An 18,256-nucleotide genomic window follows, 5' to 3' on the forward strand; every position below is an offset into this window, starting at 1 on the left:
CATTAAAGTCCTGAATTATGGTTTTGTTGTGAAACTACATTTTATTGTGGTGTACGGCAGGTTTGGACAATGAATGGTGTAGAATTTCAGCAGGGAAAAAGGGACTTAAAAATAGGTTTTAAATACCGCTTTTAAGCGTGTAAAAAACCATGTCCAGGTAGGTGTTTTTTTGTGATAGATTGTGAATATTATTAGGGAGAAAAATAGATTGGATGTATTCCTAAACATTGGTTAAATGTTATTTTCAGAATAACTTGAAACCCTTTTGAGCACCTGGGTACATTACTCTATTAGGTATGTTTCATCGATTTAATTTATTATTATGATAACATAACAATTTGCCTTTTTAAAATTTGAGATCCGTATTTTTACTACTTAAATGGGAACAATGTTATCCGGAGTGGCCACGAATAGGTATTATCTGTTTTTCTTGACCGTTGTATTGGCTATATTGCTGGCGGGCTTGGGTTCCTATGGACTGGCGGAGACCAGTGAGGCCAGATATGCTGTGATCAGCAAGGAAATGCTTAACTCCAAGGACTATCTCAATCCAAAACTTCTGGGCATTTTTCACTTTCATAAACCTCCAATAACCTACTATATAACCACCGTGGGCTATCGTATTTTTGGGGTTAATGAGTTTGGTGCTAGGTTCTTTCTTCAAATTGCTATTGTGCTTCAAATGGCTTTGGTATATGGAATGGCCCAATTGCTTTATAATGACAGAAGAATAGCCATTACTTCCGGTCTTGTATATTTTGCTATGCCCCTAGTACTTATTTCTAGTCGTAACTTAACAACGGATGCCTATCTCACCACTTTTATTCTTGGGGCTCTCTATTGTTGGCAGTACTATACCAGCAAGGGCAAAATAGTTGCACTTTATTTGTTTTATGTATTGGTAGCATTGGCCTTGCTCACCAAGGGACCTGTAGCACTTTTGTTTATTCTGACCTATATTATCGTTTATAAGATAATATTCAAACGCAGTTCAAAAATTAGCATTCATCATATCTTGGGATTTGGCCTTTGTCTTCTTCTTGGTTCTAGCTGGTATATTATGGTGGTTATGAACAATCCAGGATTGTGGCATTATTTTGTGGAAAAGCAACTTTTGTCCCGGATTGCATCCCACTCCTTTAATCGATCCAAGCCATTTTGGTTTTACATTCCCTTAATAATTGGGCTAACGCTACCATGGTGGTGGATCATTCCTCAGAATTTTAAAAGGAGTACCAATAAAATCTTGAATATAGGAAGGGAAGATAGGTTATTGTTGATTTCAAGTGTTTGCCTGTTCTTGATTTTTTCGGTCTTCAAGACTAAATTAGTACTGTATATCCTTCCAATTTTTTGGATGTTGGCCATTTTAGTTGCAGTACAACTGTTCAAGGTTACAAATGCTACCCGAAATATCTTGAATCTGGCATATGCTTTCCTGATTGGTTGTTTGTTCTTGGGGATTCTAGGGCTTTGGCTTTTGAAGCCCGAATTTATTCAGATTTCTACAGCAACATTGGTCATCAGTATTATTTTGGTAATCGTCTTTGTTGCCCTATTTCTTTATGTAGATAAGGGTATCCCGGAAAAGCCGGCGATATTGGGGGCAAGTTTTGGGGTTGCCTTAATTTTATTATCAACCTCGATAATGTCTCACAACGGGTCAACCTTCAACTCCACCAAGGAAATGATTGGGTTCATTAATAAAATCACCCCAAAAGAAAATAAGACTATTGTTGTGTATGATTACCTGCTATCTTCCATACCTGTTTATTCAGGGGACAATCCAATCACTTTAAAATTAAGGAATAACACCACAAATCGGGAAGTTCAGTTTCAGAAGAACCAAGAATGGAAAGATGACCTTTGGGATATAAATGATGCTGTAATGGTCTCCCGCTTGGATTCGCTTACTCGAAGTCCAAATACATACTTAATTATTAATAAAAAAAGGGGTTTTAAGGATGAATTGAAATATTTGGAACCTCACTTCAAGAACCGACAGGAATTTGTAAAATGGCTGGTGTTATATAATAAATAATTGGCTGTAAATCTACTCCTAACTACCCTGCTTCAGCAGATAACCATAACAGGAGGGTCAGAACTCATAATATTTCCTATATCTACAAGCCAATCTTTAATTTTGCCGACCCAAATATTATGGCTTTGGAGGTATTACAATATTTGTAGTTTCATTTTTTCAAATCCCGATTTGGGGCCGGAACAAACCGGACAACAATAATCCGCAGTGAGGTCTGTAAATGGTGTTCCAGCAGCTACCTGCGCTTTTGCATCACCGTAAGTTTGGTCGTAAACGGTGAAACAAGAGCTGCATTGATAAACTTCTTTCAAAATATCCACATTGCTATTCTTAGGGGATTCTTTTTTAGATACCGCCCTTCCCAATTGATCAAAATAATGTTTGCTCAGTTCCATTAATAGACCTGGCAACTCTATCTTATCCACGTCTTGGGCGTAGACTTTATATTCTTGGGTATTGGGATCAAAATTTTTAAAATGTAAAACGTTGTAGGTAGGCCTTACTGCAAAATCCTTGACTATGGTAGGTTGGGTATTTTTTTCAATTACTACAGATGAAAAATGTGTCCTCTTCCCCGTTTCATTACTTATTCCAAAGGTAAGTCCGTAGGTGCTGATGTCGTTCTGGTCAAAACTCAGCACCAAGAATTTTTTCAATTCCAATGCCTCCATATCGTCTACCGGAAGGTGCCAGTTCATTTCCAATTGGGAGTGGCGAATATTGATTCCTTTCTGTCCTAGAAAGCGTTCCAGTTCGGGTCTACTGGAGCTTTTAATTCCCTTTATGATAAAGGACTTCCATGGTGTTATACATATTTTTCCAATGCTGTTGTCCAGACAAAAGCCACATAATTTTTTTAAAAAATCAAGATCGTATCTATTATTTCGCCAGTAAAGCCCCAGCCAATATTGATCCAGCCCCATCCTGTTCATTCCTTCGTAATACGGAAATTTAATGTAAGGAACCACCAGCTCCCGTTCTATAGTTCTGTTATTCGTATCCAATTTTTTATTGAGAATAAAAAAAAGTTCCTCTATATCCGCGATGTCCTGGTATATTTCCTCAATAGCCTTGGCTACGGTATGGATGTCCCAACTATAAATTAAGACAGGGTAATAAACGGATTTGGTCCAGTGTGGAAGTTTAATGTTAAGGTACCAATAATCCTCACTATCCGAAGCAATAAAATTAAGGTTGCCATTAAAAATAGGTACCAAGCGTTGCTTGGGGTCGGTAATGTTTATTTTTAATTTAGGTAGATAATCAAAACCCTCTAAAATGTACAGATAAGTGGACCCCTTCAGCCAGTTGGTCATATCAAAAATATCGGCCGACACATAGGAAGTTACAATATTTTGGTAACTTCTATCGCTAACGATATCGGTGTTGAATTTTGAAATTTGTTCCAATTGCTCCTCCTTGGCATTTTGTAAAGGGAACAACAAATCTTGCCGTGATCCAAAAAATACCTCTTTCAGCCCCCCTGCCTCCAACATGGCAATGATATCCTTTAATTCTCCGGGAGAGGTTACCCCTCCCTTGATCAATATTCGGTGTAAATCATCATTCATAGCGATATATTTTATGAGGTAACTGTTTGTAATTGCTTGCGCAAAATATCCTGTATTTCCGGTTTACAACTTCCACAACCAAGCCCAGCTCCAGTTTCAGAGCACAGTTTTGAGAAGTCTTCACATCCCCCATTAATTGTTTCAATTAGATTGCCCTCTCCCACCTGACTGCACGAGCATACCAATTTTCCTTTCAAAGGGACAGAATTTGATTGCCCTCTAAGTAACTCGTTCCGTTTTTCCGATAGTTCAATTTCTTCTTCAATTAATCTTTTAAATTCGGCAAACTCGTTTTTGTCACCCATGAGGATAGCACCTTTTAGGGTATCATCCTTTACGATACATTTTTTGTAGTATTTCTTGCTGACGTCCATTAGAATAATTTCCTCATAACTATTATCATCCAAGGGAGCATTCACCATCCCCAGACTACAGAGGTCCAGATTTTCGAACTTTAAAATGTTCATGAGGATAGAACCATTGTAGATACTGCTAAAATCGCCCAAAATATATTTTGCGGCGGTATCGGCCTGTTGCTCTGCGGCCGACGTTATGCCAAAAAGGGCATTTTTAAATTCGGCAATCTCCCCAAGTGCAAAAATATTGGGATCACTGGTTTGTAAATATTCATTGACTACCACTCCCCTCCCTGTCTTAAGATCGGAATGCTTTGCCAACTCAATATTGGGACGGGTGCCAATGGCATAAACGATGGCATTACATTTTATAGTCCTTCCTGTTTTTAAGGTAATGGAAAGAGTGTTTTTGTCATCTCTTTCCTCAAATACGGTACTTACCTCATTATCAAAATAGACTTTAATTCCACGATCACTGACATCCTCGGCCAACAGTCGGCTCGCAATTCTATCCAACTGTCTTTCCATTAATCTCGGGGCACGTTGAATGATACTGATATTGACATTTCTGTTCTTAAGCGCTGCCGCCAGCTCCAGTCCCAAAAGCCCACCTCCAACAATAACGACATGTTGTTCTTCTGAGGGAAGGCCGGTATCCTCTAAATATTTACGTAATTTATCTGCATCCCCACGTTCTCTCATAGTAAAACGGCCCGGCATATTTATTTGCACCTCACTTGGAACAAAGGCCCTACTACCTGTTGCCATTACAAGGATATTATAAGCATGTTCAAAACCATTGTCGTCCATGATGGTTTTATTTTTCCTATCTATTTTGGTTACCCCTAAACCTTGGTGAAGGGTAATATCCAATTTTTCAAGTTCTCCTTTTTTTAATTTTTCTAGAGCTTCCCATGAGAGCTCCTCGCTCACATATTCTGGGAGCAATACCCTATTGTAAAACGGATCCTTTTCCTTGGAGAAAACATGGAGCTCATCGGTTTCATTTTTTTCTCTATAGGTTTGAATAAATCTATAGGCTGCAGCTCCGGCCCCTATAATCACAATCTTCTGTTTGGGTTTAACATACTTTGCCACTTCTACGGCACAATACTTGAAATCTGGTTCCTTGGAAACGGGATCGACCAGATCATTGGTCAAATTATTGGCCCTCCCAAAATCATTATTGAGTACTTTTCCCCAATGCATAGGCAGGAATACCACTTTTTCGCGTATGTCAAAATTCACCTTAACTTTAACCTGGACCTCTCCCCTCCTACTTTTTACTACCGCAATATCCCCTTCCTTTAATTTTCTCAAATAGGCATCCACTTTGTTCATTTCCAAATATGGATCTGGAATATGGGTAAGCAGACGTTTTACCTTTCCGGTTTTGGTACGGGTATGCCATTGGTCCCTTACCCTGCCTGTGTTGAGTATTAAGGGATATTCTGGTGTTGTTAATTCGGACTTATTGTAAAGTGAAGCGGGCGCATTGAAGTGCGATTTCTTGTCATTAGTGAAGAATTGAAAGTCAGTAAACAATCTAGGGGTACCCATATGAGTGTCGTGGGGAACTGGCCATTGAAAACTACCTTCCTTCTTTAATCTTTCATGGGAAAGGCCCGTTATATCTATTTCGGTGCCTTTTGTTAAAAGACAATGTTCGTCATATACTTCACTGGCATTTTTATAATCAAAACCATGATACCCCATTTTTTGGGCGAACTTCCATAAAATTTCAGCATCCGGTAAAGCTTCCCCTGGGGCATCTATCACTTTGGGAAGATAACTTATGCGCCTTTCGGAATTGGTCATAGTCCCTTCCTTTTCCAACCAGCCGGCAGCAGGTAAAAGCAGATCTGCAAACTTGGTAGTCTCGGAATTATGGGAAATATCCTGAACCACTACAAAATTGGCATTTTTTAAAGCCTTCTCTGCCTTGTGTACATTGGGCATACTTACAATGGGATTGGTACAAATAATCCAAACTGCTTTCATTTTACCACTTTCCAGAGCATCGAACATTTCGGTTGCGGTATAACCAGGCTCGGATTTTATTTCTTTTCCTCCCCAGAAATCCGTCACCTCTTTACGGTGCTTTGGATTGCCCAATTCCCTGTGCGCAGCCAATAAACTTGCCATTCCACCTACTTCCCTACCCCCCATTGCGTTGGGTTGTCCCGTAAGTGAAAAAGGTCCGGCCCCTGGTTTTCCGATCTGCCCGGTAAGTAAGGACAGGTTCATTAAAGAAACATTTTTAGAGACTCCAATAACACTCTGGTTTAGACCCATGGTCCACATGCTTATAAAAGCCTTGGCATTGCCAATATACATTGCAGCCTTTTTAATATCCTCTACGGAAACACCACACAGTTCGGCTGCCTTTTTTAAAGAAAGCTGAAAGGCACTATCCCTTACGGCATCAAAATTTACGGTATGTTTTTTAATGAAGTTTCTGTCTATTTTTTTCTTTTCTATCAACCAACGGGCCATGGCGTTGAACAGAATAACATCCGTCCCAGGTAATATTTGTAAATGTAGGTCTGCTGCAGCGCAGGTTTGCGTCTTACGCGGATCTACGACTATAATTTTTACATCGGGATTTTTCTCTTTATGATTTTCTATCCTTCTAAAAAGAATGGGGTGACACCAGGCTGGATTTGCCCCGGCGATAAGAAAACAATCGGAAAGTTCTATATCCTCATATGAAATGGGCACTGAATCCTCTCCCAACATTTTTTTATAACCCACTACGGCTGAACTCATACAGAGCCTGGAATTGGTATCAATATTATTGGTGCCTATAAAACCTTTGGTGAGTTTATTTACCAAATAATATTCTTCAGTAAGACACTGACCCGAAACATAAAAGCCTACACTATCCGGACCATGTTTTTCAATAATGCTCTTAAATACGGCTGCGGCCCTGTCAAAAGCAGTATCCCAAGAAACTCTTTGCAAGGGGTGATTCCTGCTCCATCTCATTTCCGGATACAAAATACGATCACTGGTATCCTGTGCCACATAATTGAGGTTCTTTCCCTTGGAACAAAGCATGCCCTTGTTCACCGGGTAATCTGGATCTCCTTCAACGCTAATATTGCCCTTGGAGTCCTGTTCCACCACAATGCCGCACCCAACCCCACAATAGGAGCAAATAGTTTTATGTTCGTTCTTTTTCTGCATAAAATCCTAGTATTAAAAGAGGCCGATTAATAATGATCTAAAATTACCAAATTAAGTATAAATACGTAGTATTTTATTGATAATAGTTAAGCAGAATATTGATGAAAAGACAATAAAAACGGACTTTCATTGGCTATTACAGAATATAGCATGGATCAAAAACATGATAAACTGCTGTAAATCAACAAAAAAACCAGTTAATATAGATTTTTAAATCAGTTTATATTCCTGTGCCTTTCTGGCTAGGTCCATAAGATTATTAACGCCCATTTTTCGCATTAGATTAAAGCGATGTGTTTCAATGGTCCGTTTGCTTTTTTGAAGTTTTTCAGAAATTTGTTTGTTGGTAAGCCCTGAAAGGACGAGTTCCAGGATTTGTAATTCCTTACTTGTAATCCCAAAGGAGTTGTTTCCATTTTTTGTCTGGGGCTTGCTTTCCTGCTTTGTCTGTCCCTGACTCAACAGATTATTTACCAAAACATTGGAAATATCACCACTGAAATATTTTCCGCCTTGTTCTACTGTGGAAATGGCCTTAAGAAATTCCATTTTTCCGGTATCTTTTAAGAGATAACCACTGGCTCCGGCATTTACCGATTTTAGGATGTATTCCTCGGAATCGTGCATGGAAAGTATAATACATTTGGTTGCCGAAGAATTTCTTTTGAGTTCCTCCACCGCCTCTATACCATTCATTTCGGGCATTCGGATATCAATAATCAACAGATCCGGTTTTTTATCCAATACCATTTGAACGGCTTCCTTGCCATTGGAGACCTCACCGATCACCACATAATTATCATCTTCTTCCAATAACGCTCTAATGCCATCCCTTACCAAGGAATGGTCGTCGGCCAATACAATACGTGTCGTTTTATTCACAATAGTCTATTCTTTCAAAACAAATATAGGATAAAATTAAAACTAAGTATTCATACGGTGAAAATAGATACTGAAATTTTGATTATAAACCCTAATGGTAATGGCATTTGACCTATGGTTTTATTATGGTGCCACGTTTTAATAAAAAAGCTTTTAATGATAATTTTTAGGTCGGGTTTTAAAACAAAAGCCCCGCCAATTGGCGGGGCTTTGATAATAATTTACTTATTTGGAAGTATTCAAAAATTTGGGTTTAATGACCAACATGGCCCATGCCCAATTTTGGCTACTGGCCGAGGCATCCTCCGTGATGCCTTTTAGTTCGTACATACCGTCATTGGCAAACATCTGGGAATAACCCAATTGTAAGGAATAACCGTTGAATGCCTGCGAAAATACAAGATCCAATTCTGTGCCCAACGATTTTTCCCCACTTGGTAATGCTTGCTCACCACTAAAGTTAAGTGCCTTGACCATTAAACTTGATTTTTCCCCAAGTTTGAAATTGGCACTCACATGAATATCGAACAGTCCAACGGAATTAGCATGATTGCCTACGTAGAAATAATCCATAAATCCATTGAATTTATGATTGGTACCATAAAGGGGGAAAAAAGCCTCTGTTTTATCACTTGTACTGGCGTCATTACCACTAATGATTTCCATACCTGCTCCAAGGCCTACTTTGGCAGATGCCTTGTAGTTAATATCCAGTCCCAACAAATAGGCGCCTCCTACATCAATGGTGCCCTGTCTTTCCCCGGTTTGAAGATAGGCGTTCAATGCAGCCCCGAAACTTCCTTTTTTAAAGTCGATATGTGTTCCTAGGGTTTGCAGATTACTTATCCCATCTGGTGTGGTCCCATCGGTTTCAAAATTCTGGAAGCCATTGTTCAAAAACAATAGGCTTCCGCTTAAGTTTTTCCAATTTTCTTTTAAATAAAGATATTGCATGGTTTTATAGGAAAAGAATCCAGTTGTATTATAGGCGGTACCTACCGATTGAAAACCACTGGGGTTATCATAATCCTGGCTATAGGCCAATCCTAGATCCAATTGAAACTTCTCCTTGGCGTATTGTAAAATAGCGGCATCGTGATTACGTGCCTGTTGTGTCCACCCAACACTGCCCAATATGCGCTGATCGTCGTAATCCAAGGTCTGTCGTCCCAATTTGGTAGAAAAACCACTTCCCAGATTTATATCGGCCCAGGCTTCAAATACGGCAAAGGAATTATTTTCATCATCCGGTAGAAGTTGCCTATTTTCTCCCCAAACCATAACATCTTGAAGGCTTACATAAAATTTATAGGCATCTATAGCGTAGCCTGCATTTAAACGCAAACGGGTTGAAACACCAAAACCGGCATCGGCATCATCTGCTATTAGACTGCCAAAACCGTGACGTAATTCGGTACGAGGTCTAAATTCTCCATCCAATGTAAACTGTGCATTGGAAATTGGTCCATAGAGGGCCATTAGGGTAAATAAAAGATATATTCTTTTCATCTGTTGTTTATATGTATTTATTTTTTAGGAGTCGAACCAGTGAATATTGGGAGTGATTTGCCATTGATCCACCTAGCTCATGTGAAGAATTATTATGGCATATTTTATATTTTCATCAGAACTACGGAATGAAATAATTCCAATTATCCATTCCGTATTCCGATATAAATTTTATTAGTGTGATTTGTTTTGGGTAAAATGTCACAACAGGAACATTAGTTCATTTCTCTTTCTATTTATCGACTCCTGATAATAAAAGTTCGGCCTTGGTTTCATCAATAACAGCCTTTTCATCGGCGGTTGCAAACCTAATGGCCAGGGATAGTAGGGCTGCGATTACTATAAATCCTCCAATGACAAAAAATCCACTGGATACAGCTGAAGCGGCAGCAGTAGTTTGGGCAGCCTTTACAGCCTGCTCTCCCAGTTCACTGTTAGCGGCTATGGCAGCACTTTCGGCCACGGCCGATTTGGATTTCAATAACATGGCGGCCAAAAAGGCCCCTACGTTTCCTCCTGCCCCTACAATACCGGAAATGGATCCTATGGCTTTTTTATTAATAAATGGCACAACAGAGAAAGTGGCGCCTTCCGCCATTTGAACGGTGAGGCTAAAAGCGATTAAAAATATCATACCAAATACCAAACTAGTAGTCACTGAAAAGATAGAAAGCATTAGTCCTTCCGTAGCCAAGATCAGGGCAAGAAAAACTACCCTACCACGCAAGCCACGGAACTTGCCGAACAAGTCTCCGAAATAGCCCCCTAAAGTCCTGGCAAAAATATTCATTAGGGCAAACGACAATACCAAATTTCCTGCGGTGGATCTATCCAGGCCAAATCTATTCTGAAGATAATCGTCCATGGTACCATACACGGTAAGCTCAATTCCAAAACAAGCAGCATAAACTAAAAACAAGATCCAGACCCTGTAATCCTTCAACGTACTCAAAAAGGATACTTCATCTTTCTTTAAATTCGGCATTTTGCCTGCTAACTTTAATTCTTCAAAATTGCCTTCTGGGGTATCCTTGGTAAAGAAATAATATATAAGTCCCATAGAGAAGCAAATGACCCCTGCAATTACCATAGAATATCTCCAAGCTAATTCATCGGCAATTCCAAAACTAACAACTCCTGCTGCGATCAATGGCATTCCCAAACGGTTGGCCCCTCCGCCCAGATTACCCCAGCCAGCGGAAGTAGCATTTGCAGTGCCCACTATATTGGGAGCAAACATTATGGAAGTATGGAATTGGGTTATAACGAAGGAAGCGCCTATAAAACCAATAAACAACCTGCAAATTAGAAACTGAAGCGGTGTTTGTACAAAACCTAGAAGTATAACAGGGATGGAACCCAGAATCAATAAATAGGTATAACATAATCTGGGACCATATTTATCACATAACTTACCAATTAGCAATCTGGCAAATACTGTTCCGGAAACCGCCAATATTATGGAGTTCCACTTTTGTGTAGGTGTCAATCCCAAGTCTTTAACCACGTCGGGCATAAAAGGTACAATACCGAACCAGGCAAAGAAACAAATGAAAAAGGCAATGGAGGTAATCCAAAATGTACGTATTGGTAGACTCCTCAAGTTTAAAAGTTCTAATTTCGTGGCTTTAGCAGAGACAAATTCTTTCATAACTGAATTGTTTATAGGATTAGTTATTTCAATTAACAATTCAAAAATACGTATTTCTACGTATTATTACTTATAACGATTACGTAATAATGGAAATAAGTAGTGTTTTTATGAAGGTGAGAATATATTAAGCTTCTGATTGTGAAATTGCAATTAATTAGGTAAGCTTATTGCAGTATTGTAAATGAGCGGCTTTAGGTTGTTGTTTAATAGTGGAGAGCCCGTTGGATTTCCTCTTCAAAAAAGGACGGATGTTCGGTTACTACCTCCCCAACCACTATTATTCCAGGCTGTGTAATATCTATTTGGTTGACTAGTGAGCCTGCATCTTTTAGAAGTCCTGTTATGCAAGTTTCATTCTCAACAGTTCCATTTTGTATAACAGCAAAAGGGGTTAGTCCATTTCTATGTTCTTCAATTTTACCAGCTATTTCCAAAAATCTACGTACACCCATTAATATGATCATTGTGGCAGATGACTTAGCTGCTAGTTCTAGATCTTCGGAAAAGGAACCATCACGTTTTGTGGCGGTCATCACCCAAAAACTACTGCTAATTCCCCGTCTGGTTACCGGAATACCCTGACTGGCCGGAACGGCTATTGCACTGGTTACCCCCGGTACCACGGTAACGGGTATTCCAAAGGATTCCACGTATTCCAATTCTTCACTGGCTCTGCCAAAAACAAATGGATCACCTCCTTTTAAACGAACAACATGTCCATAGTTAAAGGCCTTTTCCACTATTAATTTATTAATGTCTTCTTGGGTTAGGGAATGCTCGCCACATCTTTTCCCTACATAAATTTTTGGAATATCGGGATTTAGATCCTTGAGCAAATCCGTGCTTATCAAAGCATCATATAAAATGATATCTGCATCTTCCAAGGTTCTGTATCCTCTTATTGTAATAAGGTCGCTACTTCCTGGACCAGCACCGACTAAACTAACTTTTGGGTCTTTTGATGTACTCATAATTTCTACTTTTTTTGGTGTGCAATTAAGAATTCCGCAACAAACCTACGTATTTATTTTCATAAAAACATATAATAATTACGTAATTATACGTAATATTGCTACGTAACATTTAAACGTATACGTATGAAGACCGTAATTGTAGTTGGAAATGGAATGGTTGGATACAAATTCTGTGAGAAATTTGTCGCCAAAGTAGACCAAGACTCCTTTAAACTAATTGTTTTCGGAGAAGAACCAAGAGTTGCCTATGACAGGGTACATTTAAGTGAGTATTTTGAAAATGGTGATGCGGAACGTTTAACCATGGCTCCAAGGGAATGGTACCAGGAAAATAACATTGAACTTTATACCAATGAGAGAGTAACGGATATTCATAGAAATTCCAAAACAATAACCACACTAAGCGAAAAGACCTATAAATATGATTATTTGGTATTGGCAACCGGTTCTAGTCCATTTGTACCACAAATAAATGGCGTGGATAAGGACGGAGTGTTTGTGTATAGGACAATAGAAGATTTGGAGGATACTTTGGCTTATGCGGACAAAATAAAGAAAACCGTAAAAAAACCAAAGGCCGCCATTTTAGGAGGTGGACTATTGGGGCTGGAAGCGGCCAAGGCTGTTATGGACATGGGTATGGAACCCCATGTGGTAGAATTTGCCCCTAAATTAATGCCCAGACAGTTGGACACCAGAAGTAGCAAGGTGCTTCAGGTAAAACTGGAATCCATGGGAATCAATATCCACTTGAGCAAAGCTACCAATCAAATTTTGGGCAACGGTCATGTAATAGGAATGGAATTTGGGGAGGACGATGTCCTAAACGTTGATATGTTGGTTATTTCAGCAGGGATACGACCTAGGGATGAACTGGGAAAAAGTTGCGGTCTTAAAATGGGTACCCGAGGAGGAATAGTCGTGGACAATAAAATGAGAACTTCGGACCCCAGTATTTTTGCCATTGGAGAAATTGCCCTTTACAACCAAATGATCTATGGTCTTGTTGCCCCTGGATATGAAATGGCTGGTGTTGCCGTGGATCAAATTCTTGGCGTGGAGCAGACTGTGATGGCAGCAGAAATAGATATGTCTACCAAGCTTAAATTGATAGGTGTGGATGTGGCCAGTTTTGGAACTCCGTTTATGCCGGCCGAAAAAGGTCACTCTATCATTTTTGAAAACAAAACGGAAAGTCTTTATAAAAGAATTAATGTAAGTCATGACGGCAAAAGGCTTCTGGGCGGAATCTTGGTAGGTGATGCCAAAGATTACAACATGCTCTTGCAGATGTATCTCAATGAAATGCCCTTGCCCAAAAATCCTGAAAATCTTATTTTGGGAAGTCGCGGTGGTGAGGATATGTCATTTGGCAGCGCCATGGACCTACCGGATACAGCGGTAGTATGCTCCTGTGAAGCGGTTACCAAAGGACAAATATGCTGCTCGGTAAAAGATGATGGTAACGAAAGTGTAAAAGCAATTTCCAAAGCCACTAAGGCTACCACTGGTTGTGGCGGGTGCAAACCAATGGTAGACGATTTGGTAAAGGAAACCCTTAAATCCCTTGGAAAAGTGGTTAAGGAGTCCATTTGCGAGCATTTTGAATATTCCAGACAGGAACTTTACGATCTTGTAAAACTTAGGAAAATTGAGGACTACGATTCGCTTTTGGACGAGGTTGGAAAAGGACATGGATGTGAAGTTTGTAAACCTGCTGTGGCCTCCATATTCGCTAGTATTTATAATGAAAGGGCCAATAGGCAGGCAACTATACAGGATACTAATGACCGCTATTTGGCCAATATTCAAAGGAACGGAACCTATTCGGTGGTTCCTAGGGTTGCGGCCGGTGAAATTACCCCAAAACAGCTTTTGGCCATAGGTAGAATAGCACAGAAATACGATCTGTATACCAAAATTACAGGCGGACAGCGTATAGACATGTTTGGTGCCCAATTGCATGAACTACCCCTTATCTGGGAGGAATTGATTGCGGAGGGCTTTGAAACGGGCCAAGCTTACGGCAAATCGCTACGAACAGTTAAAAGTTGTGTAGGTTCTACTTGGTGTAGATATGGGATGGACGAAAGTGTAACTTTTGCCATTGATATCGAAAACCGATATAAAGGAATTCGTTCCCCACATAAAATTAAAGGAGGTGTTTCCGGGTGTATCAGGGAATGCGCGGAAGCCAGGAACAAGGATTTCGGTTTTATAGCCGTTGAAGGTGGATGGAATGTTTATATATGTGGTAATGGGGGAGCCAATCCACAGCATGCACAATTGCTAGCCGAAAAGGTAGACAAGATTACGGCCACCAAGTATGTAGACCGATTTTTAATGTACTATATACAAACCGCTCCTCCCCTAACCCGCACAGCTGCTTGGCTGGATAAACTTGATGGCGGTATAGATTATGTGAAAGATGTGGTTATAAATGATTGTCTAGGTATTGCAGATCAGTTGGACAGCGAAATGCAGTATTTGGTGGATACCTACAAATGTGAATGGAAAGAGGCCGTTGAAAATCCAGAAATAAGGTCAAGATACACTCATTTTGTAAATACCGAAGAAACCGATGACAACATTGAATTTGTTTCCTTGAGAGAGCAAAAAATGCCCAAAGCGTGGGTTTAGCTATATGGTTGGATCCCAATGTACCTAACCAATTTAAAAATATGTTCAATAACAGGTCAACCAGCAATACGACCTTTAAAAAAATAGACAGATGATTTCAATTTTAAACACTTACGAAGCAGTGGAGTCTGAAAAAGTGAGTCTTTGGTTTAAGGCCGCCCCTGTAGAAAAATTTCCAAAAAATGGTGGCGCCTGTGTAAAATATAAGGGAATGCAAATTGCAGTTTTTAATTTTACACGGGAAGGCACATGGTATGCCTGCCAGAATTTATGTCCCCATAAAATGGAAATGGTACTTTCACGCGGAATGATAGGAGAAGACCAAGGCGAACCCAAGGTAGCCTGTCCGCTGCATAAAAATTCTTTTTCCTTAAAAACGGGAAAGCATCTCAATGGGGATTTGAACCGCATAGCAACATATCCGGTTAAAATAGAGGGCGACTTTGTTTATATTGGTTTTTCTGAATAGCTTTGGGAAAAACCAACGATAATTATGGCCTCAGAAAAATTAAAAAAAGCCTTCCAGTTATTTGACGAAGCAAATGCGAATGATCCCAATGTGGAAGTTTGGAAGGGCAAAGAGTATCCCAAGGAGTTGTTGTACGCCATGAGAATGACAGAGAAGTTAAATACATTCGATCCTGAGGCCCCGGAATCCCTGCAGCTTACGGCTCGATGTCAACATATCTGTAGGTGGGAAATTCCTAGGGAATCCTATGAAATGAACAGGACGGGCTATTTAAAATGGAGGCAGGATCTTAAAAATTTTCATGCAAAGAAGGCCGGTGCCATTCTTAAGGAGGTGGGCTATGATCAAGAAATGATAGATATGGTAGCCTTTTTGCTCGAAAAGAAACAACTTAAAAAGAAGGCAGAGACACAGACCTTGGAAGATGTAATTTGTCTAGTATTCCTCGAATTCTATTTTGAGCCATTTTCGCATAAATACCCCGAGGAAAAATTGATTGATATCCTTCAAAAAACATGGCGAAAAATGTCCAAAAAAGGTCATGATGCAGCATTGAAACTACCCTTGTCCAAGGAATCCCTGGATTTAATAGGCAAAGCCCTCAAGGAATAGGGTCTAATTTTGAGCAACACCATTTAGGAAATGAACGACGATAAATACCTAGCTCCCCTGGATACTGCCATCTTTCAAAGGATCCGGAAGTGGTATTTATTGGCATTGGCCGCTATTGCCTTGAGTATCATTGTTGCCCAAATTCTTATCCAAAATCATTTAAATTCGCAATTGGATGATTCCAAAGTAATCAACATTGCGGGGAGACAAAGGGCCTACAGTCAAAAATTGACAAAAGAAGTACTTCTGTTAAAGGAAAGCTCGGAGGCTTCACAGCGGGCACAGGTTATTACTGAACTGGGTGAAACCCTATCGGTATGGAAGAACGCCCATCAGACATTGCAATTTGGTGATATGGCCATGGGTATTTCACAGGCAGAAAAAGAGGAGGTAAAAGTCCTTTTTGAAAATATAGACCCGCACTACAATGCTATGGTTAGTGCAGTAGAGCATATTTTGAGTGATTATAAGGAAAATGGAAATTCCATTCCAAATCAGTCGAATATTGATGCCGTCCTAAAAAACGAAAGTGCCTTTTTGGCGATGATGGATACCATTGTCAATAAATATGATGCCCTTAGCAAAACACATCTACAAAATTTAAAATTCAAGGAGTATCTCTTATTGGCATTTTCACTATTGATATTGTTGTTGGAGATATTTTTCATCTTTAAACCTCTTTCCGTACAAATTAGAAATACCATCAAAAATTTGATGATCACCCAAAAGAAATCTGAGGAAAGTGCGCAGGAAATAAAAAAACTTTTCAATGAAAAGGAAAAATCACTTCAGGAATTACAAGAACTAAATTTCGTGATAGACAATGCCGCCCTTTTCGCAAGCGCCAAGCAAGATGGCCATGTTGTCTTTATAAGTAAAAAGTTCAATGAACTCCTTGGGCGTAACGATCAGGATGTAAATAAGCCATTGTACGAAATGTTGACCACGGATGAAGGGCAACAACAATATTTGATGGAAGTATTGAAAAGCAATAGAAAGAATATAAGGACCGAGGAAATAAAGATAAAAACAACCAAAGGTGAGTCGTTATGGTTGGATATGTCCATTATTCCAATGCACCAATCTGCCCAACAGTCTATTTTAATTTTGTGTTCCGATATTACTGAAAGGAAAAAGAATCAATTGAAAGTTGCCCAATTGACGAAAGAAAATTATGAGGAGACCATGAGGCAAAAGCAGTTGCAGGCTAGCCAGATTGTAGAAGGTCAGGAAGAAGAGCGTAAAAGAATTGCCAAAGATATCCACGATGGCATTGGACAAATGCTTACGGCCTTGAAGTTTAATATAGAATCGATCAATCTATCCAATAAAGAAAAAACGGCCGAAAAGATAGAATACATAAAAAGTCTTGCCAGTGATTTGATCAAAGGGGTTCGCACGGCCACCTTTAACCTCACCCCTCCTGAGCTGAGTGATCATGGTATATTTCCCGCTTTGCACAAAATGACCCATGAACTCTCCAAGCTTACCGGTAAAAATATACTTTTCGAAAACAAGACAGAGGAGAACATTCGTTTTAATTCCTTGGCAGAAACCAATATTTATCGGGTAGTACAGGAAGCGGTGAATAATGCCATAAAGTACGCCGAGGCCAATTATATTTTGGTTACCATTAATTATAATGACAATGTTTTAAGTGTAGTCATCGACGATGATGGCAAAGGCTTTGACGATTCCATATTGGGAAAGGTACCCAAAAATACAAGCGAAGGAGGAATGGGACTTTTCTTTATGAAGGAGAGAATGAACTATATCAACGGGCGTCTTTTTATTAATTCCATTCCGGGTAAAGGTACCAGAGTAACCATTAATTATAAAACTGATAGTGGGGAATTAATGGCCGCAGAGGAATAATTTTTGCCCAAATCCAGACTTTTCTTTAGGTTGTATCGACTTCGCAACAAAGGCAAAGTAATGGAACCTATAGCAAGGGAAGAAGTTATTTAAACCAAATTTAGTATGAAAATAAGGATAAAAGGAAACTCAATACGCTATAGACTAACCAAGTCAGAGGTAGCAACATTTTGTGCCGTTGGATTCTATGAGGAGCAGACAGAGTTTAAGGACCACATCTTTAAATATGTATTGCGGAGCAAGGAGAATATTTCCCATCTGGAAGCCGATTTTAAAAACGACACCATCATTATGTACCTTCCCGAAAAGGATAAATTGGTTTGGAAAAAAAGTGATCGTGTTGGATTTCAACATACCATGGCCTTGGAAAAGGGCAAGGAGCTATTTCTACTTTTGGAAAAGGATTTTGTCTGTTTGGATGAAACCATAGAAGATCAATCCGATAATTACCCTAATCCTTTGATGGACAAAAAAGAGGTGTAAT

The 18,256-nt window shown here is 39.5% G+C and carries 12 protein-coding genes; 6 read left to right on the plus strand and 6 right to left on the minus strand.

Translation table 11 applies throughout. From position 1 onward, the window contains the following. Positions 1–379: 379 nt before the first annotated feature. Positions 380–2,041, plus strand: a complete 1,662-nt coding sequence (locus KO529_RS21235) for an ArnT family glycosyltransferase (protein ID WP_252734505.1) — start codon at positions 380–382, stop codon at positions 2,039–2,041. A gap of 134 nt (positions 2,042–2,175) precedes the next feature. Here KO529_RS21235 and KO529_RS21240 read toward each other — a convergent pair whose 3' ends face one another. From KO529_RS21240 to cobA, 6 genes are all read right to left on the minus strand, one after another. Beyond that, on the minus strand, positions 2,176–3,612 hold the full coding sequence (locus tag KO529_RS21240; protein WP_215949867.1) for a rubredoxin: 1,437 nt from the start codon (positions 3,610–3,612) through the stop codon (positions 2,176–2,178). A gap of 11 nt (positions 3,613–3,623) precedes the next feature. Then, positions 3,624–7,157 carry a nitrate reductase gene (locus KO529_RS21245; RefSeq protein WP_215949868.1) on the minus strand — a complete coding sequence of 1,178 codons (3,534 nt, stop codon included), beginning with the start codon at positions 7,155–7,157 and terminating at the stop codon, positions 3,624–3,626. Positions 7,158–7,367: 210 nt separating this feature from the next. Next, the gene (locus tag KO529_RS21250) at positions 7,368–8,039 is read right to left on the minus strand and encodes a response regulator (RefSeq protein ID WP_215949869.1); all 672 of its coding nucleotides are present in this window, start codon (positions 8,037–8,039) and stop codon (positions 7,368–7,370) included. Positions 8,040–8,264: 225 nt separating this feature from the next. Then, positions 8,265–9,548, minus strand: a complete 1,284-nt coding sequence (locus tag KO529_RS21255; protein WP_215949870.1) for an alginate export family protein — start codon at positions 9,546–9,548, stop codon at positions 8,265–8,267. A 232-nt stretch (positions 9,549–9,780) separates the two neighbouring features. Continuing rightward, positions 9,781–11,199, minus strand: coding sequence for an MFS transporter (locus KO529_RS21260; protein ID WP_215949871.1), 1,419 nt, complete (start codon positions 11,197–11,199; stop codon positions 9,781–9,783). A gap of 206 nt (positions 11,200–11,405) precedes the next feature. Beyond that, positions 11,406–12,173: a uroporphyrinogen-III C-methyltransferase gene (gene cobA, locus KO529_RS21265; RefSeq protein WP_215949872.1), complete on the minus strand. Its 768-nt coding sequence runs from the start codon at positions 12,171–12,173 to the stop codon at positions 11,406–11,408. A gap of 126 nt (positions 12,174–12,299) precedes the next feature. Here cobA and nirB point away from each other — a divergent pair, with 126 nt between their 5' ends. From nirB to KO529_RS21290, 5 genes are all read left to right on the plus strand, one after another. Further along, the gene (nirB, locus tag KO529_RS21270; protein ID WP_215949873.1) at positions 12,300–14,816 is read left to right on the plus strand and encodes a nitrite reductase large subunit NirB; all 2,517 of its coding nucleotides are present in this window, start codon (positions 12,300–12,302) and stop codon (positions 14,814–14,816) included. A gap of 91 nt (positions 14,817–14,907) precedes the next feature. Then, positions 14,908–15,285: a nitrite reductase small subunit NirD gene (gene nirD / locus KO529_RS21275; RefSeq protein WP_215949874.1), complete on the plus strand. Its 378-nt coding sequence runs from the start codon at positions 14,908–14,910 to the stop codon at positions 15,283–15,285. 24 nt (positions 15,286–15,309) lie between these two features. Beyond that, the gene (locus KO529_RS21280) at positions 15,310–15,897 is read left to right on the plus strand and encodes a DUF4202 domain-containing protein (protein WP_215949875.1); all 588 of its coding nucleotides are present in this window, start codon (positions 15,310–15,312) and stop codon (positions 15,895–15,897) included. Between the two features lie 30 nt (positions 15,898–15,927). After that, on the plus strand, positions 15,928–17,772 hold the full coding sequence (locus KO529_RS21285; RefSeq protein ID WP_215949876.1) for a sensor histidine kinase: 1,845 nt from the start codon (positions 15,928–15,930) through the stop codon (positions 17,770–17,772). Positions 17,773–17,877: 105 nt separating this feature from the next. Next, complete coding sequence (locus KO529_RS21290) at positions 17,878–18,255, plus strand: DUF7009 family protein (protein ID WP_215949877.1); 378 nt, start codon at positions 17,878–17,880, stop codon at positions 18,253–18,255. Position 18,256 lies beyond the last annotated feature (1 nt).

The organism is Arenibacter algicola, from assembly GCF_018860365.1.
Lineage (GTDB): Bacteria > Bacteroidota > Bacteroidia > Flavobacteriales > Flavobacteriaceae > Arenibacter > Arenibacter algicola_B.

Coding starts and splice junctions, on each gene's coding strand:
- KO529_RS21235 (WP_252734505.1), top strand. CDS start 380: ATGGGAACAATGTTATCCGGAGTGGCCACGAATAGGTATTATCTGTTT.
- KO529_RS21240 (WP_215949867.1), bottom strand. CDS start 3,612: ATGAATGATGATTTACACCGAATATTGATCAAGGGAGGGGTAACCTCT.
- KO529_RS21245 (WP_215949868.1), bottom strand. CDS start 7,157: ATGCAGAAAAAGAACGAACATAAAACTATTTGCTCCTATTGTGGGGTT.
- KO529_RS21255 (WP_215949870.1), bottom strand. CDS start 9,548: ATGAAAAGAATATATCTTTTATTTACCCTAATGGCCCTCTATGGACCA.
- KO529_RS21260 (WP_215949871.1), bottom strand. CDS start 11,199: ATGAAAGAATTTGTCTCTGCTAAAGCCACGAAATTAGAACTTTTAAAC.
- cobA (WP_215949872.1), bottom strand. CDS start 12,173: ATGAGTACATCAAAAGACCCAAAAGTTAGTTTAGTCGGTGCTGGTCCA.
- nirB (WP_215949873.1), top strand. CDS start 12,300: ATGAAGACCGTAATTGTAGTTGGAAATGGAATGGTTGGATACAAATTC.
- nirD (WP_215949874.1), top strand. CDS start 14,908: ATGATTTCAATTTTAAACACTTACGAAGCAGTGGAGTCTGAAAAAGTG.
- KO529_RS21280 (WP_215949875.1), top strand. CDS start 15,310: ATGGCCTCAGAAAAATTAAAAAAAGCCTTCCAGTTATTTGACGAAGCA.
- KO529_RS21285 (WP_215949876.1), top strand. CDS start 15,928: ATGAACGACGATAAATACCTAGCTCCCCTGGATACTGCCATCTTTCAA.
- KO529_RS21290 (WP_215949877.1), top strand. CDS start 17,878: ATGAAAATAAGGATAAAAGGAAACTCAATACGCTATAGACTAACCAAG.